Here is a 22,258-nt window from a genome sequence, read left to right on the forward strand (position 1 = left end):
GCCGGCACTGCCGGGAAGGGTTTGGACTCGTTCTGCAGTGCGTCACTGCATGGAACAAAGATTAATTTCGACACCCTTGATCAACTAGACGGCAAAATTCACCTCTAGCGTTGCATTTTCAGAACGATAGAACGGATGCGCTCGCCAATCTGCGAGTCCCTGGAGCTGCAGCCCCGATCGAATACCGCGAGAGCGCCCCACTCCATGCACCACCCCAGCGCCTTTCGATTTCGCTTCCTTCAGAAATCCGCCTACCGATGGTCACGCAGGTCTTTACAAGAAATACTGTATTTACATACAGTATTTTCCACCCACCCAGTGACCAGATATGGAGGCATCCCATGCACGCCGCACCCTACGATCAGCTGTCCGCCCGCGTGACCGCCCTGCTGGCAGACCCGACCACCCTGAAAAACCTCGGCATCACCCTGCGCCGCGAACCCAGCGACGACTCCGCCGCCTGGAGCCAACTGGTCACCGATCTGCGCCAGGCCCCGAACCTCACACTGCTGCCCCTGCAGGACGGCGCGATTCGCCTGGCGTGGCATAGCTGGCTGGATTGAGCAGCAGATTCGGGCAACTGAAATATTTGTGGATTGCGTAGTAGCCGCTTGCCATATCCCCAGGCAGAATCCCGCGCAACCAACCAGGATTTCAGGGACGAAACTCCATGGCACAACCCGTCATGCAGCGGCTCCACGCGCAGGCCCGCTCACGCGGCGCAACATGGCGAAAGCCCTGTCCCCCTGCAGCCTTCCAGCCCTCCCCTGAGTTCTCCCAACGGCGCCCACTGTCGGCGCTGAACCCTCATCGATGAACGAACGACCTCGCCCCTGTGCGGGGCTTTTTCGTTAGTCGGCCGGACCTTGTTGAACCAGACGCGGCACTGGATGAATGCCGCCACCCTCAAACCTGTAGAACGGAGTCTGCCCATGCACCTGCGCACCACCTTGCTCACCCTCGGCCTGGCCCTGACCGGCAGTGCCCACGCCCTCGAACTGAATGAAGCGCAATCCCGCTATCAGGGCGCCGTCACCTGCATCGATCGCCTGTTCTATGACGGCGGCTACGACGAAGGCGATGCCCAGCGCATTGCCCTGATCAACGAGTTCCTCAGCCACAACAAACTCCCTGCGTACGACCAGGCAGCCTATGACCAGGCCCAGCAGAAAGGCACGCAGATCAACACCACGGCCTTCATGGCGGGCTATGAACTCTGCAATGAAGTGGACTACGTGACGGCGCTGGGCAAGCGTCACGGGCGGGAGCTGCCGGAGGAGTAACCGCGCCATTCGCTCCGCCGCAGAAGCCGGCGGAGCGGACCGCTCGTTGAATCTTGAAGCTCACGCGTGGCGCAGGTATGGCCTAGGTCCGGCAACCCCTCTCCCCGCCCCGGGCGAGGGACGGTTCGGTGCAGGAAGAATCCTCGGCATCAGCCAGCACGCCCTCTCCCAGAGGAATGCACCGGCACGGAGATCCCCGAAGAACAGTGGCTCCCACAAGGGAAAAATTGAAAGCCGCCAGGATGGACCACAAACTCCCCATCCCGACAGAACCTACGGCGCCCCCATCCGCGCCGTATCGGCGATGGCATTGCAGGTTTCCGGGTTGAGGCAGTAGGTGATGTAGGTCGCCTGCTTGTTACAGCCGCGCACGCCGATGGTGTACTCGGTGCGCTCCATGGCGCGGCGCACGCTGGTGACCTTGCTCGACAGCACGCTGCTGGTCACCGCCTCGCAGTTCATCTCGAACTTGGCCCGCGACTCGGTGGCCTTGATCGCCGCCTGCTGGTTGGAGGCGAGGAACTCTTCATTACTCATGCAACCGGACAACGCGGCAACCGCAGCCAGCACCGGCAGGGATATCGGTAGACGGTTCATGGTGACGCTCTCCGTGTGGTTCCCCCGGATATGGTCAGCCTCTGGAGTCTAGATCGCGGCAGGAAAATTGGCGGATGACCGGCCACCCTGCTCCCGCAAACATGCCCTTCGCTCTGCCAGCTTTTTGTAGGAGCGAGGGGGACGCCTAGTTCTTGCTCGCGAACCGCCCCACGCCGAGGCCGCCGGAAACTCCGTTCGCGAGCGAGCTCGCTCCTACAGTAGAGCCAGAGCGCCGCTACGTTCTCGCGGATGACAGGTTCTCCGCCACTCCCTACCATGCAGGCACTCAGCCATTACCCTGCAAGGATGCCCATGGAAAAGTGGAGTGACCGGCCCGAACCTGAACAGGATTCCATCGATAGAGCGATGGCTATCAGCTCAACGCTCTTCGAGAAACACGCAACACAAGTAGCCAAATTTGCTCCACCAGCTGCGGGATTCGCTCTGTTTCTTCTGTACTTCCATACGAACCATTTCTACCCAAGCTTCGACCTTCTGCAATTCATGTCCTTGCTGCTAGGCGCAGGAATGGTCGGCTTCGCCATCATCGCCATTCTATGGATTGGCCTGTTGCTCCCTGGCTTATGGATATTCAAAGGATTCGTAAACCAAAAGCGGATCAAAGAGCGTGTCGTTGACTGGATGAACGCTGACGAGCGCAGCAAACCAAGAAAAGTGCTCATCCTGATTTTCCTGCTGTACGCCGGCCCGTACTGCACCTCCACCCTGGGATTGACTCATCTGGTTCTTATCCAGTTTGGCTCGCCAATCATTACCACCGGAGGGATAAGCCTTATCACTGCCCTGCTCTTCGGAGTGTTGTTGCAACTGCTGATCGGTCTGCCGAAGTTCAGCTTCCTGCGCTATGTCTACAACAGCTGGGTGCCCATCATTGCCATGAATGGTTTGGCGCTTTCAGTGATGGTTGACTCCGCTGAGCTGATCAACAAGCTGGAGGGCAACCAACTCCAGCAGACTGCGATCTACCTGGTTACCGCAGGCGCCTGCGTGGTGGCAGCCGTCAGTGCCATGGGCTGCTTCGGTGGGCTCAAGTATTCCCTGCACTTCTCGCTGTTCTTCGCACTGATGATTGCGCTGTACAGCGGGGTGCTTGCCGGCATGCCCGAGCGAGTAATCCAGAAGCTCGGGCTGGGAAACTACCTGGCGCAAAGCATCCTCCTTGAGGCGGATTACTGCACAGGCCATGAACTGAAGGAATTGCCAATCACGGATGGTTGCACACTGAAGAACGTAAAGGTGGTGTGGTCGCTCGGCGAGACGATGACATTGAGGTTTGGCAGTGACACGGAAGCACGCCAAGTTCAGCTTCCCAGCCGCTTCGTCAAAGCCATTATTCGGAGTGAGAAATGACCCTCGTTGCTCCGCCAGTGCTCAGCTGCTAGAAAGCGGTATCGCATTCAGAATCCCGATACCGCCATGAGCGACAGTGACAAACCAAATACCCGTCTCTTCGACCTCGATCTGCTGCGCGCCATCGTCACGGTGGCCGATTGCGGCAGCTTCACCACGGCGGCGACGCGGCTGCATTCGACTCAGTCGACGGTGAGCCAGAAGATCCGCCGGCTGGAAGAGATGGCCGGGCATCGCCTGCTCGAGCGTGGCAATCGCGATGTGCTGCCCACCGATGCCGGCGATACGTTGCTCGGTTATGCGCGGCGGCTGCTGGCATTGAATGACGAGATGGTCGAGGCGCTGTCCGGGGCGACGGTGGCGCTGACGGTACGCATCGGCGTGCCGGACGACTTCGCCACCGGGCGAACGACCGAGCAGTTGGCGGCCTTCAACCGGGCCTATCCGCAGGTGAAGCTGGAAGTCACCAGCGGGCTGAGCCGCGACCTGTCCGCCAGCTACGACCGCGGCGAGCTTGACCTGGTGCTGCTCAAGCAGCGCCAGAACGCCCGCGAGGCGGTGGCCTGCTGGCCGGAGAAGACGCGTTGGGTGGACAGCGCGAAGAATGCCTGCATCGAACTGGACCCGCTGCCCATCGTGACCTTCCCGCCGCGCGGGGTGTACCGCGACGAGATGATCGCCGCGCTGGAATCCATCGGCCGGCGCTGGCATATCAGCTTCACCAGCTCCAGTCTCTCCGGCATCCAGTCGGCCATTGCCGATGGCATGGGCATCGGCCTGCTGCCGCAGCGCGCGGTGACGGCGGAACACGCGGTGCTGCCGAAGAATATCGGGCTACCCTCGGTGGACGTGTTCGAGGTGGCGATGCTGCACCGGCCAGCGGTCGACCCGATGGTGAAGGAGCTGGCGCGGGTGCTGTCGCGGGTATTGGCGCAGGATACGAAGGGCTGATCAGCATTTGAAAAACGAATACAGCGGATTCCAACATTTAATTTGTGCATGAACACGCCGCTGGATATGGTGATCCCCAGCGACGGCCAGCGCACCGACCAGCGCGCCGCTCTGCACCAATTGCTCACCACGGCGCCGCACGCGCCGGGCAGCAAGACAACAATGAGGAACCAACCCATGGCCAAATCCACCTATTACGCGCCGCACGGCGGGCACCCGGCACAGACCGAGCTGCTCACCGACCGCGCCATGTTCACCGAAGCCTATGCCGTGATCCCCAAGGGCGTGATGCGTGACATCGTCACCAGCCACCTGCCCTTCTGGGACAACATGCGCATGTGGGTCATCGCCCGCCCGCTGTCGGGCTTTGCCGAGACCTTCTCGCAGTACATCGTCGAGCTGGCGCCCCAGGGCGGCAGCGACAAGCCCGAGCAGGACGTCAACGCCGAGGCGGTGCTGTTCATCGTCGAAGGCGAGCTGAGCCTGACCCTGCAGGGTGAAGTGCACACCATGAAGCCGGGCGGCTATGCATTCATTCCGCCGGGCGCCGACTACAAGGTGCGCAACACCAGCGGCCAGCACACGCGCTTCCACTGGATTCGCAAGCACTACCAGAAAGTCGACGGCGTACCGCTGCCCGAAGCCTTCGTCACCAACGAGCAGGACATCGAGCCGAAGGTGATGCCGGATACCGAAGGCCGCTGGAGCACCACCCGCTTCGTCGACATGGCCGACATGCGCCATGACATGCACGTGAACATCGTCAACTTCGAGCCGGGCGGCGTGATTCCGTTCGCCGAGACCCACGTGATGGAACACGGCCTGTATGTGCTGGAAGGCAAGGCGGTGTATCGCCTGAACCAGGACTGGGTCGAGGTGGAAGCCGGCGACTTCATGTGGCTGCGCGCCTTCTGCCCGCAGGCCTGCTACTCCGGTGGCCCGGGTCGCTTCCGCTACCTGCTGTACAAGGATGTGAACCGCCAGATGCGCCTGACCCTGAACCAGGCTCACTGACAGCCAGGTTCAGCGGGGAGGTCTTTGCCTACCCCGCGCATCACACGAGAAACCGGCGCCCAGGCGCCGGTTTTTCTTTGGGCGATTCGCTCGGCGTCGTGACCGGGCTCGCATGGCAGGTGCCGTCCAGTCTGCTAAAACGTCTGGCTGAAGGACGTTTCGCAGTCGCCCAGGAGAAAACACATGGATGTCCGGTTCCTGTCACAGACCGAGTTCGACAAAGTCCACTTCTATCGCGCCATGACCCTGCTGCTTCTGCTGGCCATGACTGCCTTCACGTTGATCAATATCTTCAGCGGCAAGGTCGCCCTGCTTTCCGGCCTGTCTCTATTCTTGTTGGTCATGGATGCGCGCTTTGCGCTGGAGTGGTTGCGAGTGGCACGGGCTGAACCGGCTTTCATTGACAAGGGCGAGCTGGTGCTGTGCGGCAAGAACCGTCACCGGCAGATTCCGCTGGAAAGAATCCAATCGCTACGCAGCCGCCACAGCCTATTCATGGTGCGGCGCTACCGCTCCTGGTCGGAGCATCTGGCTTTCGTAGAGTTCACCCTCAAAAACGGTGAGCGTGTCTACACGCTGGCCGAGAGCCACACGTTCGAGCGCCCGGCGGCATCAGGCACGCTGGCGGCGGTCGAAACGGCCATCCTCGAGGCCAAGGTGAAGCGCCAGGCGGCCGAGCCGGGCGCCATCGGCGGCGCTCGATGAGGGCTCAGGGCGAGCCGAACATCGCCGTCCAGTAGATGCCCGCGTCGCTTTTCGGATCCGCCGCGTAGGCCGCGCCCAGTTCGCTGTATTGCGGGTTCATCAGGTTGGCGCAATGGCCCGGGCTGGCCAGCCAGCTGTCCACTACCTTCTGCGCGTTGCCCTGGCCGGCGGCGATGTTCTCGCCGATGCGCTGGCCGGCGTAGCCGTTCAGTTCCGCGCGGTCGCCGGGCGTGCTGCCGTCGCGGCCCTTGTGGTCGAAGTAGTTGTTGTTGGCCATGTCGCGGCTGTGGGCTTCGGCGATGCCGCCCAGGGTGGCGTTCCAGCTCAACGCGCCGGCCGCACCGAAGGCTTGCCCGCCGCATTGGCGGCCCTTGCCGCGCGCGGCGTTGACCGCCTGCAGCAGTTGTTGCCCTTCGGCTTCCCAGGTGCCCAGCTTGCCCTGCAACAGCGGGCGGCCGAGCAGCACGCGCCAGTCATCGCCCTCACGAACGATGCCGACATCGACGAACTGCGGGTCCAGCAGCACCTGGCAGAAACTCTCCTGCAGCGCCTTCATGGCGGCCGTCACATCGCGTGGGCCGGTAAGGCTGAGCATGCGTACGCTGCTCATCGGGTAGCCGGCCTGGTTCAGCGCGGCCTTCCACTCTCCCGCCGAGGCCGGCAGCGCCAGGCGCGAATCCGGCGACAGCGGCGGCAGCACCTGTGAGGCCTGGCCAGCGCAGGACTGCACGTCCCCGCGGTAGGCGTTGATGGCTTCGAGCAGCTGATCCTGATCGCTCGCGCTGGCGGCAGCGGCGGCACACAGGCCGAGCGACAACAGCAGGCTGCGCAGAAGGAACGACTGGCTGGGCATGGACGGCTCCGATGATCGAAAAGGGCTCAATGATGCGTGATTTATCGACGTTTGGCTGCGGCTGCCGCGTTGGAGTTCCGTTGGCGGAAAAACCCGGAAAAGGTTGCGGTTCGCCGCGCACGGAAAATTGCCAGGCGGCCTGACATGGGGCAAGGGGGCTTCGAACTGCCGTTGTATGCCGCCCGACATATCGGACAATTGAGGAACCTGAACATCGACCGAGCCATGCAGGAGGTACGCCGTGCTCAAACCGATTCGCGTCTTCTGCCTGACCTTCCTGCTGGCGGTGCTCGCCTCGCTGCTGGCCGGCTGGCACATGCTGCAGATGAAGCAGGATGCCCTGGCCTACGCCCACGCCAGTGGCAAGAACACCCTGTTGCTGGTGGAGCGCGAGTTCCACCGTGACCTGGATGTGCATGCACAGACGCTGCTGACGCTCTCCAACGTCATCACCGGCCCGACAACGCCGGACCTCTCGCAGCAGGTGCTGCAGGAACTGGTCGAAGGCCACGCTGCCGGCTCGATGCACGCCGGCACCCTGGTGGTGACCGATGCCCAGGGCCAACTGCTGGTGGACTTGAACCACGCTGGCGAGTCGAGCCGCGACCTGTCCATGCGCGACTACTTCACGATGGCGCGCGACAACCCCGGCCGGTTGTTCCTCAGCCATCCCTTCATGCCGTCCTATCCGCGCTCCTCGACCAGCACCGCGCTCAGCCGCGCGGTGATCGACAAGGATGGCCAGTTCGTCGGCGTGGTCGCCGCGATCAAGGAACTGCAGCACCTGGAGTCCTTCGTGCGCGGCCTCGACCTGGGCAAGCACGGGGTGGTCTCGATCCGCCTGCTAGACGGCACGGTGCTCGCCCAATGGCCGCCGGAGCTACCGCGTTCGAGCGAAGACGAGATCGGCACCTTCCGCGAGTTCGTCGACAGCGGCCGCAACGACTACTTCCGCCAGCAGGGCGGCACCTCGGATGCCTACTGGCGCGGCTACCGGCGCATCGGCGACTACCCGGCAGTGGTCTCGGTGGAGCTGTGTCGTGAAGCGATCCTGAACACCTGGACCGCACGTACCTGGATCACCAGCGGGCTGCTGCTGGCGATCAACGCCGCGACGCTGTTCTTCGCCTATCGCCTGACCCGACACCTGCGCCGCCGCGACGCCAAGGAGGACCGCCTGCGCAACGAAGCCGGCACCGACCCGCTGACCGGCCTGCACAACCGCCGCTGGTTCGACGCCAAGGCCCGGGCGGAGTGGCAGCGCCGCCGTGGCGGCGATGGCGCCCTGGCGGTGCTGATGATGGATATCGACCAGTTCAAGGCCTACAACGACCACTACGGTCACCCGCGCGGCGACCTTGCACTGATCAATGTCGCGCATCTGGTCGGCCAGGGCTGCCAGCGCGAAGACGATGGCGCCGCGCGCTACGGCGGCGAGGAGTTCGTGGCGATCCTGCCGGGCTGCGATACCGCTGCCGCCACCCAGGTGGCCGAGTCCATCCGGCGCGCCGTGGAGGAAACCGCGCTGCCCCACGAAAAGAGCACGCGCGGCATCGTGACCATCAGTGTCGGCGTGGCCAGCACTGCCGACACAGAGGCAGACAGCATTGAGGCGCTGATCGCCGCGGCGGACGCCAACCTCTACAAGGCCAAGGAAGGCGGACGCAACAGGGTGGTGGCCTGAGCGACCCTCAGCGCGGGCCCATCACTTCCACTTCCTGGATGGCGAAATCGCGGCTCAGGTACTCCATGCGCCGCTCGTGAAACTCGCGCATGTGCGGCAATGCAGTGTGAACGGCCAGGTGCTCGCGGCTCTGCCAGACCTCGAAGAAGGTGAACAGGCTGGGGTCCTGGGCATCGCGCAGCATGTGGTACTGCACGCAGCCGTCTTCGGCACGACTGGGTGTCAGGTAGGCACGGAACAGGTCCTCGAAATCCTGGGATCGTTCGGGGCGGGTGTGGGCCTGGAGGATGAAGGCGTACATCGGATCAGCGTTCCTGGTGAGTGGATGGATTGCCTAATCCTGACGCAAATCAATCCTTTCCATTTTTGATTCTCACGCACGGATCATTTGTCCGGAAGCGGGTTTTTCTGCCCCGGAGCTGTCGATATTCTGCGTCCATCGACTTTCTCACCCTTCAGAATTCCGGAGCCCACTCCATGAAAAAAATCCTGCTGATCAACGGCGGCAAACAGTTCGCCCACTCCGACGGCCGCTACAACGCCACCCTGCACGAAGCTGCCATCGCCCACCTGGACCACGCCGGTTTCGACGTGAAGGAAACCTTCATCGACGGCGGCTACGACATCCAGGAAGAAGTGCAGAAGATGCTCTGGGCCGATGTCATCGTGTACCAGATGCCCGGCTGGTGGATGGGTGCGCCCTGGACGGTGAAACAGTACATCGACGAAGTCTTCACCGCCGGCCACGGCAGCCTCTACGCCAACGACGGCCGCACCCGTTCCGATGCCTCGCAGAAGTACGGCAGCGGTGGCCTGCTGCACGGCAAGCAATACATGATCTCGGCCACCTGGAACGCACCGCAACAGGCCTTCGACGACCCGAGCGACTTCTTCGAGGGCAAGGGCGTGGATGCGGTGTACTTCCCCTTCCACAAGGCCAACCAGTTCCTCGGCATGAGCCCGCTGCCGACCTTCCTCTGCGTGGACGTGATGAAGCGCCCGAACATCGAAGGCGACGTGCAGCGTTACCAGCAGCACCTGAGCGAAGTGTTCGGCGGCTGAGGCAGACATTCACGTAGGAGCGGACTGCGTCCGCGATGTCTTCCCGGCGGAGCCAACGTTGGGCGGTTCGCGAGCAAGCTCGCTCCTACAGGGAGCGCTGGTGAGGGGTTCGGCGCCTGAGGCGGGTATTTGCGTAGGAGCGGACTGCGTCCGCGATGACTTCCCGGCTGCTCCGACGTCGGGCGGTTCGCGAGCAAGTTCGCGCCTACAGGGAGCGCTGGCGAAGTGTTCGGTGCCGGAGGCAAACAGTTACGCAGGGGCAACCGTCTTCTCTGGATAGCCCGTCGCTGCGTCTTCCCCCTCACCCCAACCCTCTCCCAAGGGGAGAGGGGGCAGTCCGAGTCGACTGACGCGAAGGTTTCATCCTGCACCGAACGGTCCCCTCTCCCCTTGGGAGAGGGCTAGGGTGAGGGATGGCCCAAGCGCAGAGGTATCTCGCAGGAGCGGACTGCGTCCGCGATGACTTCCCGGCTGCTCCGGTGTCGGGCGGTTCGCGAGCAAGCTCGCTCCTACAGGGAGCGCTAGCGAGGTGTTCGGCACCTGAAGCAGACATTTACGTAGGAGCGGACTCTGTCCGCGATTGGCCTCAGCCGGCACGAATCAGCCGGAGCACACCATTCGATGGGTATCGCTGCGCTCCACGCCATCCTACGAAGGCGGGCAAACCATCCGCCGCCTGGCATTGGGTTCGCCTGCGGAATCCGCTAGGCTTCGCTTTTTCCTACTGCCTGTTCAGGAGTTATCCCATGGCCCGTGCATCTGCCCGTCACATCCTGGTTTCCAGCGAAGACAAGTGCAACGAACTCAAGACCCAGATCGAGAACGGTGCGGACTTCGCCGCCGTCGCCCGCGACAACTCCACCTGCCCGTCCGGCCGCAGCGGCGGCGACCTGGGCAGCTTCCGCCCGGGCCAGATGGTCCGTGAATTCGATCAGGTCGTGTTCAGCGCGCCGCTGAACGTCGTCCAGGGTCCGGTGAAGACCCAGTTCGGCTACCACCTGGTGGAAGTGACCAGCCGCGAGGACTGATCCGCTTCGCCCGCGCCGCGCCCGAGTCAGGGAGCGGCGCTGCCCTTCCCTCCCCGCGTCACACCGGCCCGCCGCGGGCCACCAGCATCACCCCCAGCCCCACCAGAATCGAACCGCACACCCGTGGCATCACCCGCTGCCCACGCCCCTGTCCCAGCGCACCGAGCAGCAGCGAGGCGAACAGCACGGCAAGCACGTCGGCGGTGGAGAACACCAGGTTGACGATCATCCCCAGGATGAAGAACTGCAGGCCCACCGGCAGGCTCGCGGTCGGGTCGACGAACTGCGGCAGGAAGGTGAGGAAGAACAGCGCCGTCTTGGGGTTGAGTATCTCCACCACCATGCTGTCGCGCAGCACCTTCGGGCGAGCCTCCACAGAATCTCCATGGTCGGACCGGCGTCGGCCGAAGATCATCGAGCCGCCGAGCCAGATCAGGTAGGCAGCACCCGCCAGCTTCAGCGCGAGATACAGGTTCGGTGCGTGGTGCAGCAGTGCGGCGAGCCCGGCGCTGGCGGCAAAGATGTGCACGTAGCACCCCAGGTGGATGCCCAGGGCGGCATGCAGACCGGCGCGGCGGCCGTGGGCGAGGGTCTGCGAGGTCATGTAGAGAATGGCCGGGCCGGGCATGCAGGCAAAGGCCAGCGTCGCCACGGCGAACGAGGCCCAATAGGCAGGCAGTGTCATGGGGTGATCCTTCCCTTGATCGGGTATCGGCCGGCGCCTATCGAAGCGGCGCACGGTCCGTGCAGAGAAGGTTAGGGAGCGAGGCCTGCCCGGCACATACGGCAGTTGCCGTATTTTTTCCCCCAGCGTGCGGAGCTAGTCTCTAGCGGACCACTCACCGACAGGACCCGCGACATGCGCACGCAGGCAAGGCGACAGGCCGACTCAGGCGCTGGGTACGCCCAGGCGCACGGCGTAGGCCGTCAGTTCCGCGGTGCTGTGCAGATCGAGCTTGCGCATGAGGTTCTCGCGGTGCTTGCGCACGGTCAGCGGGCTGATACTGAAGTGTTCGGCGATCTCGCGCGCGCTGCGGCCCTGGGCGGCCAGGGTGAGAATCTGCCGTTCGCGTCGGGTCAGCTCCACCGCCGACAGCAGGTCGGCCTCCCCCGTCGGGCGCGCGTGCGGGCTGTCCAGCAGCATGCGCAGGCTCCGCGCCAGGTAATGCCGGCCACTGCGCAGGGCGGCGATGGCTTCGAGCAGCTCGCCGGTGTCCTCGCCCTTGCTCAGGTAGCCGTGTACGCCGGCGTCGAGCACCGAGCGCACGGTGGCGGTTTCCGTGTTGGCGGTGAGCACCAGGATCTTCAGCCGGGGGTGGCGCTGGCGCAGCTCCTGAATGAGCTGCAACCGGTTGAGGCCGGGCATGTTCAGGTCGAGCAGAAGCAGATCGGCGTGCCGCTCTGCCAGCAGGGTCGGCAGGCGCAGGCCGTCCGCCGCCTCGCCGACCACCTCGACGCCTTCCAGGGTCGTCAGCAGCAGGCGCAGACCGTCGCGTACGATGCCGTGGTCGTCGGCGATGAACACCCTCAGTTCGCGCATCCCTTCCATCACTCGTCTCCCTGAGGCACTTCGAACATGCACAACAGCCCGCAGCAGCGCGACCTGGTCGATCTCTTGTTCCGCCAGTCGTACGCCGTGCTCTTCGCCAACCTGGTGATTCCCCTGCCGGTGCTGTTCATCTTCCGCAACGCCCTGTCGCCGACGGCGATGGTGTGCTGGCTGGCGGCGCTCTACGCGCTTACGCTAGGCCGGATTGTCCTGGCACGCACGTACTTCCGGCAAGCCCCGGCGCGCGCGCAGGGACGCAACTGGCTGTGGAGCGCCACACTGCTGTCCTGGGCCAGCAGCCTGCTGTGGGGCTGGCTGGGCTGGGCCGGCTTCGTGCACGGCGACCCGCAGCTGTTCGCCTTCACCTGCATCGTGCTCACCGGCCTGGTCTGCGGCGCGGTGCCCTCGCTTTCGGCGTATCCACCGGCCTACATCGGCTCGCTGCTGGCGATGCTGCTGCCGGTGTTGCTGCTGTGCCTGGGCGGCGCCGACGAACAGCACACCACCTACAGCTTCTTCATCGTCTGCCTGGCCGGGGTCAACCTGTACTACAGCCGGGTAACCTACCGCAGCCTGTGCGAGACCATCCGCCTGCGCCAGGAGAACTCCGAACTGGTCCAGGACCTGCGCGCACAGCGCGATCGCGCCCGCGCCGCCGACCAGGCCAAGTCGCGCTTCCTTGCCGCCGCCAGCCACGACCTGCGCCAGCCGATCCACGCCCTCGGGCTGTTCGTCGGCGCCCTCTCCGCCCTCGCCGAACGCGGGCCGGTGGACGAGCGCCAGGCGCGGGATATCGCCACGCGCCTGCGGGCGATGCTCGGCAACCTGGGCGACCTGCTCAACGGCCTGCTCGACATCTCGCGCCTGGACGCGGGCGTGGTGCCGGTTGCCCGCGAGCCGATCGCGCTGCAGAAGCTGTTCGCCGACCTGCAGGAAGAATTCGCCGGCACCGCCAGCGAACGCCACCTCAGCTGGCGCGTGCGCGGCAGCCGGCTGTGGGTCGACAGCGATCCGCTGCTGCTCCGCCGCGTCCTCGACAACCTGCTCAGCAACGCCTTCCGCTATACACAGAAGGGCGGCGTACTGCTGGGCTGCCGGCGCCGCGGCGGCGAGCTGGAGATCCAGGTGATCGACACCGGTGTCGGCATCCACGCCAGCCAGCAGGAGGTGATCTTCGACGAGTTCGTCCAGCTGCATAACCCCGAACGCGACCGCAAGCAGGGGCTCGGCCTGGGCCTGGCCATCGTGCGGCACACCGCAAGGTTGCTCGGTCACGCCCTGACGCTGAGCTCTCGGCCCGGCCGTGGCACCTGTTTCAGCCTGCGCGTGCCGCTGGCCGAGGCACCGCTGCAAGCCCCGCCGATGCCGCTGCCAGAAAGCGAACGCGGGCCCGGCCTGGGGATCATGGTGGTGGAAGACGAGCTCGATGTGCTGCAGGGGCTGTGCAGCCTGCTGGAGGTCTGGGGCCATCGCGTCTACCCCGGCGCCAGCGCGCTGCTTGCCTGCCAGCGGCACATCGAGGCCAGCCACAGCGGCCGCGCCCCCGTGGACCTGATCCTCACCGATTACCGCCTGGGCGAAGGCCAGACCGGTGCCGACGCCGTGCGCCGGATTCGCAGCTACCTCTCGCGCAAGGTGCCGGCGCTGATCATTACCGGCGACACCTCCCCGGAGCGTCTCCGCGAGGCCGCCGCCAGCGGCAGCCACCTGCTGCACAAGCCGCTGGATACCGACCAGCTGCGCCACGCCATCGCCGCCAGCCAGGCGTCCGTGGAAACTGCCTGAAAAATGGCGCCAGGCCTTGCGCCATGCGGGCTAAGCCGGCCAATCCGGGGCTAAAGTCGCGGCGTGATCGGCCGATGCAATGGGTGAAACGAATCGGCAGCAGCCTTCGTGCCTCACCACTAGAGAAAGCCCACGAATGTTCAACTCGCGTCTGAAGCAGGAACTGGCCGCCCTGCGTGAAGAACTCGCCTCCGTCGAGGAGATCCGCGCCAGCCTCGATGAGGAGATGCTCGTGCTGTTCCTCGACCCCCGGGGGCGCATCGAGTCGGTGAATGCCAACTTCGAGAAGGAGCTGCTCCACCGCGGCGATCAGCTCAAGGGCCGCCCCTTGCTGGAGCTGATTCCCGACCACGTGCGCGGGCTGGACTTCCACCTCAAGGTGAAGCACGCCATCGAGCGCGGCGAGCACCTGGCCGGGGTGATCCGCCTGCTGCGCGGCGATGGCGAGGAGGCCTGGCTGCGCTCGATCCTGCAGCCGGTGCACGACAGCAGCGGTACGATCCAGCGCTTCTCGATCTACGCCAGCGACCTCACCCGCACCATCGAGAACTCCCGCGAGCACGAGAACCTGATCGAGGCACTGCAACGCTCCACCGCGGTGATCGAATTCAACCTGCAGGGCGAAGTGCTTGCCGCCAACGACCGCTTCCTCAACGCCATGGGCTACAGCCTGGCGCAGATCCAGGGCAAGCATCACCGGATGTTCTGCGAGCCCGGCGAGTACAACTCGTCGCAGTACGAAGCCTTCTGGGCCAAGCTGCGCCGCGGCGAGTTCGTTACCGGCCGCTTCAAGCGCATCGACAGCCGTGGTCATGAAGTCTGGCTGGAGGCCTCGTACAACCCGATCATCGACGCCCACGATCGCCTCTACAAAGTAGTCAAGTTCGCCACCGTGATCACCGAGCAGGTGCACCGTGAAAACGCTGTCGCCCAAGCGGCGACCATCGCCTTCGATACCTCGCAGTCAACCGACGACAGCGCCACCAAGGGCGCCGCGGTGGTCCAGCAGACAGTCGAAGTGATGCGCGAACTGGCTGACCGCATGCAGGAGGCTGCCCAGGGTATCGAGGCACTGGACCGCCAGTCCCAGGCCATCGGCGCACTGGTGCAGAGCATCCGCAGCATCGCCGACCAGACCAACCTGCTGGCGCTCAACGCCGCCATCGAAGCGGCCCGCGCGGGTGACCAGGGGCGCGGCTTCGCGGTGGTCGCCGACGAGGTGCGCCAACTGGCCTCGCGCACCAGCGCCGCCACCCTGGAAATCACCCGCGTGGTGGAGCAGAACCAGCAACTGGCCGGCGAGGCCGTGGCGATGATCGACCGCGGCAAGCAGCAGGCGGAGCTGGGGCTCCAACTGTCCGGGCAGGCCGGCACGGTGATCATCGAAATCCAGGACAGCGCCCAGCGCGTGGTCGACGCCGTGGGCCAATTCGCCAACCAGTTGTCGACCTGACGCGCTTCCCTGCGGCACATCAACACGATGTGCCGCAGCCTCCCCTAGTCTCCCGTCCGGCATTGCAGCTAGGCTCAATGCAGATGCGCCCCTCGCCATCCAAGGACGACCCCATGAGCGACACTACCCTCCCCGACGTCATCCAGTATCTGCGCCTGCTGCCCGAGCGTGGCGGCTCGGACATGTTCTTCAGCGTCGGCGCGCCGCCGCACCTCAAGGCCGAAGGCCACAGCCAGCCGACGGACGCTCGCGTGCTGCAGCCTGGCGAGGTGAAGACCCTGGCCTGGCAACTGATGTCACCGGCCCAGGCGCAGGACTTCGAGCGTGACCTGGAGATGAACCTGGCGCTGAGCGTGCCGGACGTGGGGCGGTTTCGCGCGAACATCTATTTCCAGCGCGGCGAAGTGGCCATGGTGGTGCGCCTGATCAAGCAGGTGATCCCCGACGTCACCGCCCTCGGCCTGCCGTCGATCCTCGACAAACTGGCCATGCAGGATCGCGGGCTGATCCTGGTCATCGGCGCGGCCGGTGCCGGCAAGTCGACGACCCTGGCGAGCATGCTGGACTTCCGCAACCGCCACCGCTCCGGGCACATCGTCTGCATCGAAGACCCGATCGAATTCCTCCACATGCACAAGAAATCGATCATCGACCAGCGCGAGGTCGGCCTGGACACCCACAGCTACGAGGATGCGCTGCGCAACGTACTGCGCGAGGCGCCGGACGTGATCATGCTCGGCGAGATCCGCGACGCCGCCACCATGCAGCACGCGCTGCACTATGCCGAAACCGGCCACCTGTGCGTCGCCACCCTGCACGGCACCAGTTGCCGCCACGCCATCGAGCGCATCACCCGCTTCTTCCCCGATGAAGCACGCCCGCAGGTACTCGCCGACCTGTCGCAGAACATCCTCGCCCTGGTCGGCCAGCGCCTGGTGCCCGGCACCCATCAGCGCCGCGCGGTGGCGGTGGAGCTGGTGCTGGGCACGCCGCACATTCGCGGGATCATCCAGCGCGACGAACTGCCCGAGCTCAAGGGTGCGGTGGAACGCGCGCTGGAGAGCGGCATGCAGAGCTTCGACCAGAGTCTCTACAAGCTGCTGGAGGAAGGCCGGGTGAGCGTGGCCGACGCGCTGAAGTTCGCCGATTCGCGTACCGATCTGGCGCTGAAGATCAAGCTGGAGCGCGGCATGGACGACGACAGCGTGGGGCCGGTATTCGGCAGCTGAGCGGGCCGGTTCCGAATGTGCGCAAGCAAGGCCAATCGCGGACAGAGTCCGCTCCTACGTAACCGGTCAGGACGTGCGTAGGAGCGGACTGCGTCCGCGATCGCTTTCCGGCCATACCTGGCCTCGCGGAAGACTTCACATGCCCTTCAGCAACGCCTCGATATCCACGCTCTCCGCCATCGCGCGGTTGCCCGCATCGCCGGGGTGCAGGTAGTCGCCGCTGTCGTAGGCCGGCAGCAGGCGCAGCGGGTGTCTGGGATCGCGCAGTCGCGCATCCAGGTCCACCACGGCATCGAATTCCCCGCTCTGGCGAATCCACTGGTTCACCCGCTGGCGCAGCGCTTCCTTGTTGTCCGCGTGGTAGTTCTCTATCGGCGAGCCGCTGAGGGCGCGCTCGAACGGCAGGATGGTCGCGCCGACGATGCGCACACCACGCACATGGGCCTGGGCGATCAGTTGCCGGTAGCCGGCGACCAGGTCCTGGTACTGCACCAGCGGGTTGTTCGGCGCGAAGGTGCTGCCGGGCCAGGAGATGTCGTTGATGCCCAGCAACACGATGGCCGCCCGCACTCCCGGCTCGCCCAGTGCGTCGCGCTGGAAACGCACCAGGGCGCTCTGTCCCATGCCGTCGGAGAGCAGCCGGCCGCCGGAAATGCCGGCATTGATCACTCCCACGCCACGCGATGCCAGCCGCTGCGCCAGCAGGTCCGGCCAGCGCTGGTTGCCGTCCAGGCTGGCGCCACGGCCATCGGTGATCGAGTCTCCCAGCACCGCCACCACCGGCCGTGGCTCGGGGTTTTCCACCAGCACATCGGCGAGGAACAGCCGCGCTTCCATCGTGCCTTCCACCGGCAGAAGCGCAGCGTCGAGTTGCTCGCCCGGCCCACCGTGGACGCGCTGCTTGCCGTCCCAGTGGAAGGTTTCGATGGCCGTCGGCTGCGGCAGATAGATCGACACCGCCAGTTCACCCAGCGCCGGGACGGCGAGGTCCAGCGGATCGCTCAGCAGCTCGGCACCCGGTGCAATGTACGCCGTGGGCTGGCCGGCGAAAGTCAGCCGATGGCTGGGGCCGCCCAGCCGCCCGGCCGGTGCAGCCAGTGCCACGGCCGCCCCGCCAATTGCCACCGGCTGGCTGCCATAGGCGTTGGATAGCGCAATGCGTACACGCTGGCCGCCGAGGCTGACCTTCACGGTCTGCCGCAGTGTCTGGTTGCCGATCTGCGTCGGTACGCCCAGCGGCAGCGGCACCTCATTGCCCCAGGTGCGTTGCGGGCTGGCGCTCCAGGTGGCCTGCCAATGCCCTGCATCCGCCTGCGCCAGCGGCAGGAAAAGGGCGATCAGGGCGGCGAGCAACAATCTGTTCATGGCATTCCTCGAAATCGGTGAAGGGGTTGGCCACAGACTCTGCCATTCCCATTCACGGCGGTAGACGGCATATTTGCAGACCCGTCATTCGATAAACGAATAGGACATGGATACTCTCAAGGCGTTGCACTGTTTCGTCCGCGCCGTGGAGCTGGTCAGTCTTTCCGCCGTTGCCCGCGAGTCTGGCAGCAGCCAGCCGACCGTGAGCAAGACCATGGCGGCACTGGAGCGCCAGGTCGGCGCGCAATTGCTGATCCGCAGCACGACGCGCGTGCAGCCCACCGAGCAGGGCCGCCGCTTCTATGAGTACGCCCGGAGGACGCTGGAAAGCTACGCCGAGGGCGTCAGCCAGGCCCGCGGCGAAAACGAGCAGGTGCGCGGCCGCCTGCGGGTCAGCGCGCCGGTGAGCCTGGGCGTGCTGCGCCTGAATGCGCTGCTGCTGGAGTTCATGCAGTTGCACCCGGAAGTCGAGGTCGAGTTGCTGCTCAACGACCGCTTCGTCGACCTCGCCGAGGAAGGTATCGACCTTGCCTTGCGCCTGGGCGGCGAGCTGCCGGAGCAGCTGATCGCCCGCCCGCTGGCCCGTTCGCCGCGCTATCTGGTCGCGTCCCCCGCATGGCTTTCGCGTCTGCCGGTGCTGGGCAGCCCCGAAGACCTGCCGCTGGCCGACTACCTGCGCTTCGCCTGGCTCGATGCCGGAGAGCGCCTGCTGCTGCGCCACGCCGACGGCCGCGAGCTGAACCTTGCCACCCGCAGCCGTTACACGGTGAACAGTTCCCTGGCAATCCGCGAGAGCTACTGCCTGGGTGCCGGCTTCGGCCTGACGCCGGCCTGGCTGGTGGCCGACCTGCTGGCCGACGGCAGCCTGCAACGGCTCCTGCCGGAATGGCAGGGGCCTACCCAGGAGGCCAGTCTGCTGTATCCTTCGCGCCATTTTCTGCCGGCCCGGACCCGCGCGCTGATCGACTTCCTCATCGAGCGCCTGCCGCGGCTGCCTGGTTTCGAGGCCCTCTGAGGCCCCCGGGCGGCCCTTGTGCAGTGCAGCGGCTATGCTGTTCGCCCATGAGCAGAACCGACGCGCCCACCGACCGGTCGAACCCTGACATTCGCCCCCGAGGGACTTGCATGGGCAAGCAACAAACACCGTACCTGCTGGCCGCCCTGGCCCTGCCACTGCTGCTGGGCGGCTGCTCCAGCACCGCCAGCAACCCCTGCGACGAGCCATTGAGTGGCGAAGCCTGCCGCCAGGAGCGCCTGCTCTACCAGAACGACATGCTGCAGGCGAAGCTGCTGATCGCCACCGGCGACCTGGCCAACTACGAGCTGGCCGAGGCCCTGCTTGCCCGCGCCCTGGAGCGGGACGAACGCGGCGAAGCGAGCTTCTACATGGCGCTGCTGAAGATCAAGGAAGGCCCGCAGGTGGACGAGGTGCTGCCGCTGCTGGACAAGGCTGCCGACGCCGGCCAGCCATACGCCGTGGCGCTGCTCTACAAGATCTGGTCCGAGCCCTTCCTGGTGGACCAGGCCGACCCGCAGAAGGCGCAGCAGTACCTGGACGACTACGCCAACCTGGACGTCGCCAAGAGCGGCTACCCGTCGTTCGAGAAGGCCAGCGCACTGGTCAACTCGCTGCTCAGCGAGCCGCCTGCCGTCGCCGGCCAGGCTGTGGAGCCCTAGCCCTCATCCGGCGCCGGTGAGGCCGTCGCGAAGGTCCGCTCGCCTTCGTCCTTGCCGTGGGGCAGGTGGTGTTCGATCACCGCGTTCAGCTCCGCTCCCAGCAGCAGCACCGCCGACGAGATGTAGAAATACAGCAGCAGCACGATGATCGCGCCGACACTGCCGTACATGGCGTTGTAGTCGGCGAAGTTCTTCACGTAGTAGCCAAACCCCAGCGATGCAGAAATCCACAGCACCACGGCGAGCACCGAGCCGGGCGTGATGAAGCGGAACTTCTGCTGCACGTTGGGCGTGACGTAGTAGATGATCGCCACCGCCATCATCATCAGCAGCACGATCACCGGCCAGCGCAGGATGCTCCAGAGGATCACCACGAAATCCTCCAGGCCCACCTTGGCGGCGATCCAGCCCATCACCTGGGGGCCTAGGATCATCAGCGCGGCGATCAGCATCAGCATGGCCACCAGGCCGAAGGTGTAGAACAGCGACAGCGGGATGCGCTTCCACGCCGGGCGCGCCTCGCGCACATCGTATGCGGCGTTGAGCGCGGTCATCAGCGAGCGCACCGCCGCCGAGGACGACCACAGGGCGATCACGATACCGATGGACAGCAGGCCGCCCTGGCGTTGCTGCAACTGGTCGATCACCGGATTGACCTGGTCCAGCGCCTGGCTCGGCAGCACGTAGTCGGCCTGCTGGCGGAGGAAGTCGAAGAACTCCGGCAGGTGCAGGAAGCCCAGCAGTGCGATGAGGAACAGCAGGAAGGGAAACAGCGAGAACAGCCCCTGGTACGCCAGCGCGGCGGCGTAGGTGGGCATCTCGTCGTCGAGAAATTCCTTGAGCGTCAGCCTGATCAGTTTCCAGGGCCCCAGGCTGAGCCCGCGCATGTCCATGAATCGCATCCCGCACCGTCCTCCCGATCAGCGTCCGACCCGCCGGCGGCTGCAGGATGGACCCGCGCGACACCGGCAAAGTTGCAACAAATGCACGGCGCAGAGCGCCTGCCAGCACAGACCATAGCCGCTGGGAGGGCGTCGAGGCCAGAGCGCTAAGGCGCTCAGTCGGCCAGGCGATAGACCTTGGCGAAGCGTTCCGCCTTCACCACGCCGTAGTCGCCGGGGGCGTACTGCATGACCCAGTCACCCGCCGCGCCGGTGAGCCGGTCGCCACCGGCCGAACGCAGTAGGCTGAAGGGCTGTTCCATGCGCCGGGCCAGCACCGGGCTGGGAATATTGCGGTAGGCGCCGGGCTCACCGTGGGCAAGCGCGGCATCGACGGGGCGGTATTTCGGGTCGAAGCGCTCGCGGGAGACGACCCAGCGCTCGCCCGTTGCGCCGCTGACGATCGCGTCGCCGACGGCATAGCGATTCGGGCCTTCGAGGCTCATCAGCTCGCCCGGCGCGACGGCGAAATCGACGGTGACGGTTTCATCCTTCACCACGCGTTGCGCGGCGGGATCGGTGCGGAGGTCGAGCTGGGTGAGTTCGATCATGGTGGGCGGCGAACCTGCGGAAAAGGTAGAGGAAAGACCGGCGCAAAAGCCTACCCGCAAAACCATCGCCCCGCGAGCGGCCAGCGGCTGGCGGTGCTCTACACTCACAGACCATGAGCGTGCCGCCACGGCACACCAGAGCGAACCCGGCCATGTCCTGGCTGTCGCAGCTACTGAGCCCGCACCTTTGCACCACTCCCATCAGCCGTACAGGAATCTCCCATGCCGCTTGCCCGTCTCGCCCTGCCCTTGCTGTTGCTCACCAGCCTTGTAGCCCATGCCGAAGACTCCGCCGAAGAGGCGAAATTCCTCAAGGAATCGGCGGACTATTTCGACCAGGTGACCAAGTCCAACCTGCCACGCCAGGTGGACAAGGTGACCACCCTCAACAGCGTGCAGCTCGACCCGGCGAAGAAGATGCTGTATTACCGCTACGCCATCTCCAACCTGCGCCTGGACGCGATGGACCTGGGCGCCCGCGCCAAGTTCGAGAATGGCCTGAAGAAGCAGCTTTCGGACACCACCTGCGAGCAGCCCGACCTGCTGCAGCGCTTCCGCGAGCATCACCTGAGCGTCACCCACGAGTACGCCGGCAGCGACGCCAAGCCGCTGGCCAGCATCACCATCGACCCGCAGACCCTGGACTGCGCCAAGACCTGACGGTGCACCGAAGAACCACCCATGAGCCGTGCCGATTACCATCAGGAAAACGCCCAGCGCGCCGAGGCCGAAGCCCGGCGCCTGCTGGCCGAACGCGACCGGCTCGGCGCCCGCTGGCTGCCCTGGGTGGCCGGCGAGCTGTACCGGCTGAGCCCGCCGCACTACGCCAACATGGTGCGCCGCGAACTGGAACGCCTGACCGCCGGCTGAACGGCCGCCTACAGCGGGACTATGCTGAAGCTGTCAGCTCTCGGCCCGAGGGCGTCCCCTGGAGGACAGGCTCGTGAAAGGTCTCGACGCGAAGAAACAAGCGAAGAAGAAGCCGCTGAAAACCGCGCATGAAAAACGCATGGCCAAGCGGCAGAAGAAAACCGGCAAGTCGCTGCTGGGGACTCCACAACAACCGTCCTGAGGACGTGCCCTCGTCCCGCGGATGGCCTCGGTGAGAGGCTGTCCGCTCTGCCTCCCTCGATCCATTCGGACTGTTCCCGCACTTAGCA

25 protein-coding genes are annotated in these 22,258 nt (G+C 65.3%); 17 read left to right on the forward strand and 8 right to left on the reverse strand.

What is annotated here, in order from left to right; genetic code table 11:
• Nucleotides 1-341: 341 nt before the first annotated feature.
• Together N5C91_RS21345 and N5C91_RS21350 are read left to right on the forward strand one after the other, a co-directional pair.
• Nucleotides 342-563, forward strand: a complete 222-nt coding sequence (locus tag N5C91_RS21345) for a DUF1654 domain-containing protein (RefSeq protein ID WP_236174010.1) — start codon at nt 342-344, stop codon at nt 561-563.
• Nucleotides 564-932: 369 nt separating this feature from the next.
• Nucleotides 933-1,283 (forward strand): hypothetical protein, encoded by a 351-nt coding sequence (locus N5C91_RS21350; RefSeq protein WP_236174009.1) that lies wholly within the window; start codon nt 933-935, stop codon nt 1,281-1,283.
• A gap of 273 nt (nt 1,284-1,556) precedes the next feature.
• Here N5C91_RS21350 and N5C91_RS21355 read toward each other — a convergent pair whose 3' ends face one another.
• Nucleotides 1,557-1,880 carry a hypothetical protein gene (locus tag N5C91_RS21355; protein ID WP_236174008.1) on the reverse strand — a complete coding sequence of 108 codons (324 nt, stop codon included), beginning with the start codon at nt 1,878-1,880 and terminating at the stop codon, nt 1,557-1,559.
• A 312-nt stretch (nt 1,881-2,192) separates the two neighbouring features.
• Between N5C91_RS21355 and N5C91_RS21360 the strand changes: the two genes are divergently transcribed.
• From N5C91_RS21360 to N5C91_RS21375, 4 genes are all read left to right on the forward strand, one after another.
• Nucleotides 2,193-3,251, forward strand: coding sequence for a hypothetical protein (locus N5C91_RS21360; RefSeq protein WP_279831851.1), 1,059 nt, complete (start codon nt 2,193-2,195; stop codon nt 3,249-3,251).
• A 66-nt stretch (nt 3,252-3,317) separates the two neighbouring features.
• Nucleotides 3,318-4,202: a LysR family transcriptional regulator gene (locus N5C91_RS21365; RefSeq protein WP_236174007.1), complete on the forward strand. Its 885-nt coding sequence runs from the start codon at nt 3,318-3,320 to the stop codon at nt 4,200-4,202.
• A 177-nt stretch (nt 4,203-4,379) separates the two neighbouring features.
• Entirely contained in the window at nt 4,380-5,216 is an 837-nt protein-coding gene (locus N5C91_RS21370; protein ID WP_024763113.1) for a bifunctional allantoicase/(S)-ureidoglycine aminohydrolase, read from the forward strand.
• Between the two features lie 183 nt (nt 5,217-5,399).
• Nucleotides 5,400-5,921, forward strand: a complete 522-nt coding sequence (locus N5C91_RS21375) for a hypothetical protein (protein ID WP_279831855.1) — start codon at nt 5,400-5,402, stop codon at nt 5,919-5,921.
• A gap of 4 nt (nt 5,922-5,925) precedes the next feature.
• Here the strand turns inward: N5C91_RS21375 and N5C91_RS21380 are convergent, their stop codons facing one another.
• On the reverse strand, nt 5,926-6,774 hold the full coding sequence (locus N5C91_RS21380; RefSeq protein ID WP_236174005.1) for a CAP domain-containing protein: 849 nt from the start codon (nt 6,772-6,774) through the stop codon (nt 5,926-5,928).
• A gap of 241 nt (nt 6,775-7,015) precedes the next feature.
• Between N5C91_RS21380 and N5C91_RS21385 the strand changes: the two genes are divergently transcribed.
• Complete coding sequence (locus N5C91_RS21385) at nt 7,016-8,458, forward strand: diguanylate cyclase (protein WP_279831856.1); 1,443 nt, start codon at nt 7,016-7,018, stop codon at nt 8,456-8,458.
• Nucleotides 8,459-8,465: 7 nt separating this feature from the next.
• Here N5C91_RS21385 and N5C91_RS21390 read toward each other — a convergent pair whose 3' ends face one another.
• Nucleotides 8,466-8,759, reverse strand: a complete 294-nt coding sequence (locus N5C91_RS21390; RefSeq protein ID WP_279831857.1) for a putative quinol monooxygenase — start codon at nt 8,757-8,759, stop codon at nt 8,466-8,468.
• Between the two features lie 176 nt (nt 8,760-8,935).
• Here N5C91_RS21390 and N5C91_RS21395 point away from each other — a divergent pair, with 176 nt between their 5' ends.
• Both N5C91_RS21395 and N5C91_RS21400 read left to right on the forward strand, forming a co-directional pair.
• Nucleotides 8,936-9,520, forward strand: coding sequence for an NAD(P)H-dependent oxidoreductase (locus N5C91_RS21395; protein WP_279831858.1), 585 nt, complete (start codon nt 8,936-8,938; stop codon nt 9,518-9,520).
• A 746-nt stretch (nt 9,521-10,266) separates the two neighbouring features.
• The gene (locus N5C91_RS21400; protein WP_024763107.1) at nt 10,267-10,548 is read left to right on the forward strand and encodes a peptidylprolyl isomerase; all 282 of its coding nucleotides are present in this window, start codon (nt 10,267-10,269) and stop codon (nt 10,546-10,548) included.
• Between the two features lie 58 nt (nt 10,549-10,606).
• Here N5C91_RS21400 and N5C91_RS21405 read toward each other — a convergent pair whose 3' ends face one another.
• Together N5C91_RS21405 and N5C91_RS21410 are read right to left on the reverse strand one after the other, a co-directional pair.
• Nucleotides 10,607-11,233 carry a LysE family translocator gene (locus tag N5C91_RS21405; RefSeq protein WP_279831860.1) on the reverse strand — a complete coding sequence of 209 codons (627 nt, stop codon included), beginning with the start codon at nt 11,231-11,233 and terminating at the stop codon, nt 10,607-10,609.
• 204 nt (nt 11,234-11,437) lie between these two features.
• On the reverse strand, nt 11,438-12,097 hold the full coding sequence (locus tag N5C91_RS21410; RefSeq protein WP_279831862.1) for a response regulator transcription factor: 660 nt from the start codon (nt 12,095-12,097) through the stop codon (nt 11,438-11,440).
• A gap of 27 nt (nt 12,098-12,124) precedes the next feature.
• Here N5C91_RS21410 and N5C91_RS21415 point away from each other — a divergent pair, with 27 nt between their 5' ends.
• The 3 genes from N5C91_RS21415 (at nt 12,125) to N5C91_RS21425 (ending at nt 16,564) form a co-directional block, all read left to right on the forward strand.
• Nucleotides 12,125-13,882, forward strand: coding sequence for an ATP-binding protein (locus N5C91_RS21415; protein ID WP_279831863.1), 1,758 nt, complete (start codon nt 12,125-12,127; stop codon nt 13,880-13,882).
• A gap of 136 nt (nt 13,883-14,018) precedes the next feature.
• Nucleotides 14,019-15,335, forward strand: a complete 1,317-nt coding sequence (locus N5C91_RS21420; protein ID WP_279831864.1) for a methyl-accepting chemotaxis protein — start codon at nt 14,019-14,021, stop codon at nt 15,333-15,335.
• 113 nt (nt 15,336-15,448) lie between these two features.
• Nucleotides 15,449-16,564: a PilT/PilU family type 4a pilus ATPase gene (locus N5C91_RS21425; protein WP_279831865.1), complete on the forward strand. Its 1,116-nt coding sequence runs from the start codon at nt 15,449-15,451 to the stop codon at nt 16,562-16,564.
• Between the two features lie 135 nt (nt 16,565-16,699).
• Here the strand turns inward: N5C91_RS21425 and N5C91_RS21430 are convergent, their stop codons facing one another.
• A complete protein-coding gene (locus N5C91_RS21430; protein WP_279831866.1) occupies nt 16,700-17,929 on the reverse strand; it encodes an SGNH/GDSL hydrolase family protein in 1,230 nt (409 codons plus the stop codon).
• A 106-nt stretch (nt 17,930-18,035) separates the two neighbouring features.
• Here N5C91_RS21430 and N5C91_RS21435 point away from each other — a divergent pair, with 106 nt between their 5' ends.
• Both N5C91_RS21435 and N5C91_RS21440 read left to right on the forward strand, forming a co-directional pair.
• Entirely contained in the window at nt 18,036-18,944 is a 909-nt protein-coding gene (locus tag N5C91_RS21435; RefSeq protein WP_279831867.1) for a LysR family transcriptional regulator, read from the forward strand.
• A 110-nt stretch (nt 18,945-19,054) separates the two neighbouring features.
• A complete protein-coding gene (locus N5C91_RS21440) occupies nt 19,055-19,606 on the forward strand; it encodes a hypothetical protein (protein ID WP_279831870.1) in 552 nt (183 codons plus the stop codon).
• On the opposite strand, the gene N5C91_RS21445 is transcribed toward N5C91_RS21440, so the two are convergent.
• The gene (locus tag N5C91_RS21445; protein WP_236173994.1) at nt 19,603-20,508 is read right to left on the reverse strand and encodes a YihY/virulence factor BrkB family protein; all 906 of its coding nucleotides are present in this window, start codon (nt 20,506-20,508) and stop codon (nt 19,603-19,605) included. The genes N5C91_RS21440 and N5C91_RS21445 overlap by 4 nt on opposite strands.
• A gap of 155 nt (nt 20,509-20,663) precedes the next feature.
• Nucleotides 20,664-21,098: a PGDYG domain-containing protein gene (locus tag N5C91_RS21450; RefSeq protein ID WP_236173993.1), complete on the reverse strand. Its 435-nt coding sequence runs from the start codon at nt 21,096-21,098 to the stop codon at nt 20,664-20,666.
• Between the two features lie 222 nt (nt 21,099-21,320).
• Here N5C91_RS21450 and N5C91_RS21455 point away from each other — a divergent pair, with 222 nt between their 5' ends.
• From N5C91_RS21455 to N5C91_RS21465, 3 genes are all read left to right on the forward strand, one after another.
• Nucleotides 21,321-21,758, forward strand: coding sequence for a hypothetical protein (locus N5C91_RS21455; protein ID WP_236173992.1), 438 nt, complete (start codon nt 21,321-21,323; stop codon nt 21,756-21,758).
• Between the two features lie 21 nt (nt 21,759-21,779).
• Nucleotides 21,780-21,968 (forward strand): hypothetical protein, encoded by a 189-nt coding sequence (locus N5C91_RS21460; protein ID WP_236173991.1) that lies wholly within the window; start codon nt 21,780-21,782, stop codon nt 21,966-21,968.
• 73 nt (nt 21,969-22,041) lie between these two features.
• Nucleotides 22,042-22,170: a hypothetical protein gene (locus N5C91_RS21465; RefSeq protein ID WP_017516671.1), complete on the forward strand. Its 129-nt coding sequence runs from the start codon at nt 22,042-22,044 to the stop codon at nt 22,168-22,170.
• The last annotated feature ends 88 nt before the right edge of the window (nt 22,171-22,258 follow it).

Source organism: Pseudomonas sp. GD03903 (assembly GCF_029840045.1).
In the GTDB taxonomy this organism is placed as follows: Bacteria; Pseudomonadota; Gammaproteobacteria; order Pseudomonadales; family Pseudomonadaceae; genus Pseudomonas; species Pseudomonas pseudonitroreducens.

Bases quoted from the DNA above. Each gene is read 5' to 3' on its own strand.
- N5C91_RS21345 (WP_236174010.1), top strand. From the start codon at position 342: ATGCACGCCGCACCCTACGATCAGCTGTCCGCCCGCGTGACCGCCCTG.
- N5C91_RS21350 (WP_236174009.1), top strand. From the start codon at position 933: ATGCACCTGCGCACCACCTTGCTCACCCTCGGCCTGGCCCTGACCGGC.
- N5C91_RS21355 (WP_236174008.1), bottom strand. From the start codon at position 1,880: ATGAACCGTCTACCGATATCCCTGCCGGTGCTGGCTGCGGTTGCCGCG.
- N5C91_RS21360 (WP_279831851.1), top strand. From the start codon at position 2,193: ATGGAAAAGTGGAGTGACCGGCCCGAACCTGAACAGGATTCCATCGAT.
- N5C91_RS21365 (WP_236174007.1), top strand. From the start codon at position 3,318: ATGAGCGACAGTGACAAACCAAATACCCGTCTCTTCGACCTCGATCTG.
- N5C91_RS21370 (WP_024763113.1), top strand. From the start codon at position 4,380: ATGGCCAAATCCACCTATTACGCGCCGCACGGCGGGCACCCGGCACAG.
- N5C91_RS21375 (WP_279831855.1), top strand. From the start codon at position 5,400: ATGGATGTCCGGTTCCTGTCACAGACCGAGTTCGACAAAGTCCACTTC.
- N5C91_RS21380 (WP_236174005.1), bottom strand. From the start codon at position 6,774: ATGCCCAGCCAGTCGTTCCTTCTGCGCAGCCTGCTGTTGTCGCTCGGC.
- N5C91_RS21390 (WP_279831857.1), bottom strand. From the start codon at position 8,759: ATGTACGCCTTCATCCTCCAGGCCCACACCCGCCCCGAACGATCCCAG.
- N5C91_RS21395 (WP_279831858.1), top strand. From the start codon at position 8,936: ATGAAAAAAATCCTGCTGATCAACGGCGGCAAACAGTTCGCCCACTCC.
- N5C91_RS21400 (WP_024763107.1), top strand. From the start codon at position 10,267: ATGGCCCGTGCATCTGCCCGTCACATCCTGGTTTCCAGCGAAGACAAG.
- N5C91_RS21405 (WP_279831860.1), bottom strand. From the start codon at position 11,233: ATGACACTGCCTGCCTATTGGGCCTCGTTCGCCGTGGCGACGCTGGCC.
- N5C91_RS21410 (WP_279831862.1), bottom strand. From the start codon at position 12,097: ATGGAAGGGATGCGCGAACTGAGGGTGTTCATCGCCGACGACCACGGC.
- N5C91_RS21415 (WP_279831863.1), top strand. From the start codon at position 12,125: ATGCACAACAGCCCGCAGCAGCGCGACCTGGTCGATCTCTTGTTCCGC.
- N5C91_RS21420 (WP_279831864.1), top strand. From the start codon at position 14,019: ATGTTCAACTCGCGTCTGAAGCAGGAACTGGCCGCCCTGCGTGAAGAA.
- N5C91_RS21425 (WP_279831865.1), top strand. From the start codon at position 15,449: ATGAGCGACACTACCCTCCCCGACGTCATCCAGTATCTGCGCCTGCTG.
- N5C91_RS21430 (WP_279831866.1), bottom strand. From the start codon at position 17,929: ATGAACAGATTGTTGCTCGCCGCCCTGATCGCCCTTTTCCTGCCGCTG.
- N5C91_RS21435 (WP_279831867.1), top strand. From the start codon at position 18,036: ATGGATACTCTCAAGGCGTTGCACTGTTTCGTCCGCGCCGTGGAGCTG.
- N5C91_RS21440 (WP_279831870.1), top strand. From the start codon at position 19,055: ATGGGCAAGCAACAAACACCGTACCTGCTGGCCGCCCTGGCCCTGCCA.
- N5C91_RS21445 (WP_236173994.1), bottom strand. From the start codon at position 20,508: ATGCGATTCATGGACATGCGCGGGCTCAGCCTGGGGCCCTGGAAACTG.
- N5C91_RS21450 (WP_236173993.1), bottom strand. From the start codon at position 21,098: ATGATCGAACTCACCCAGCTCGACCTCCGCACCGATCCCGCCGCGCAA.
- N5C91_RS21455 (WP_236173992.1), top strand. From the start codon at position 21,321: ATGCCGCTTGCCCGTCTCGCCCTGCCCTTGCTGTTGCTCACCAGCCTT.
- N5C91_RS21460 (WP_236173991.1), top strand. From the start codon at position 21,780: ATGAGCCGTGCCGATTACCATCAGGAAAACGCCCAGCGCGCCGAGGCC.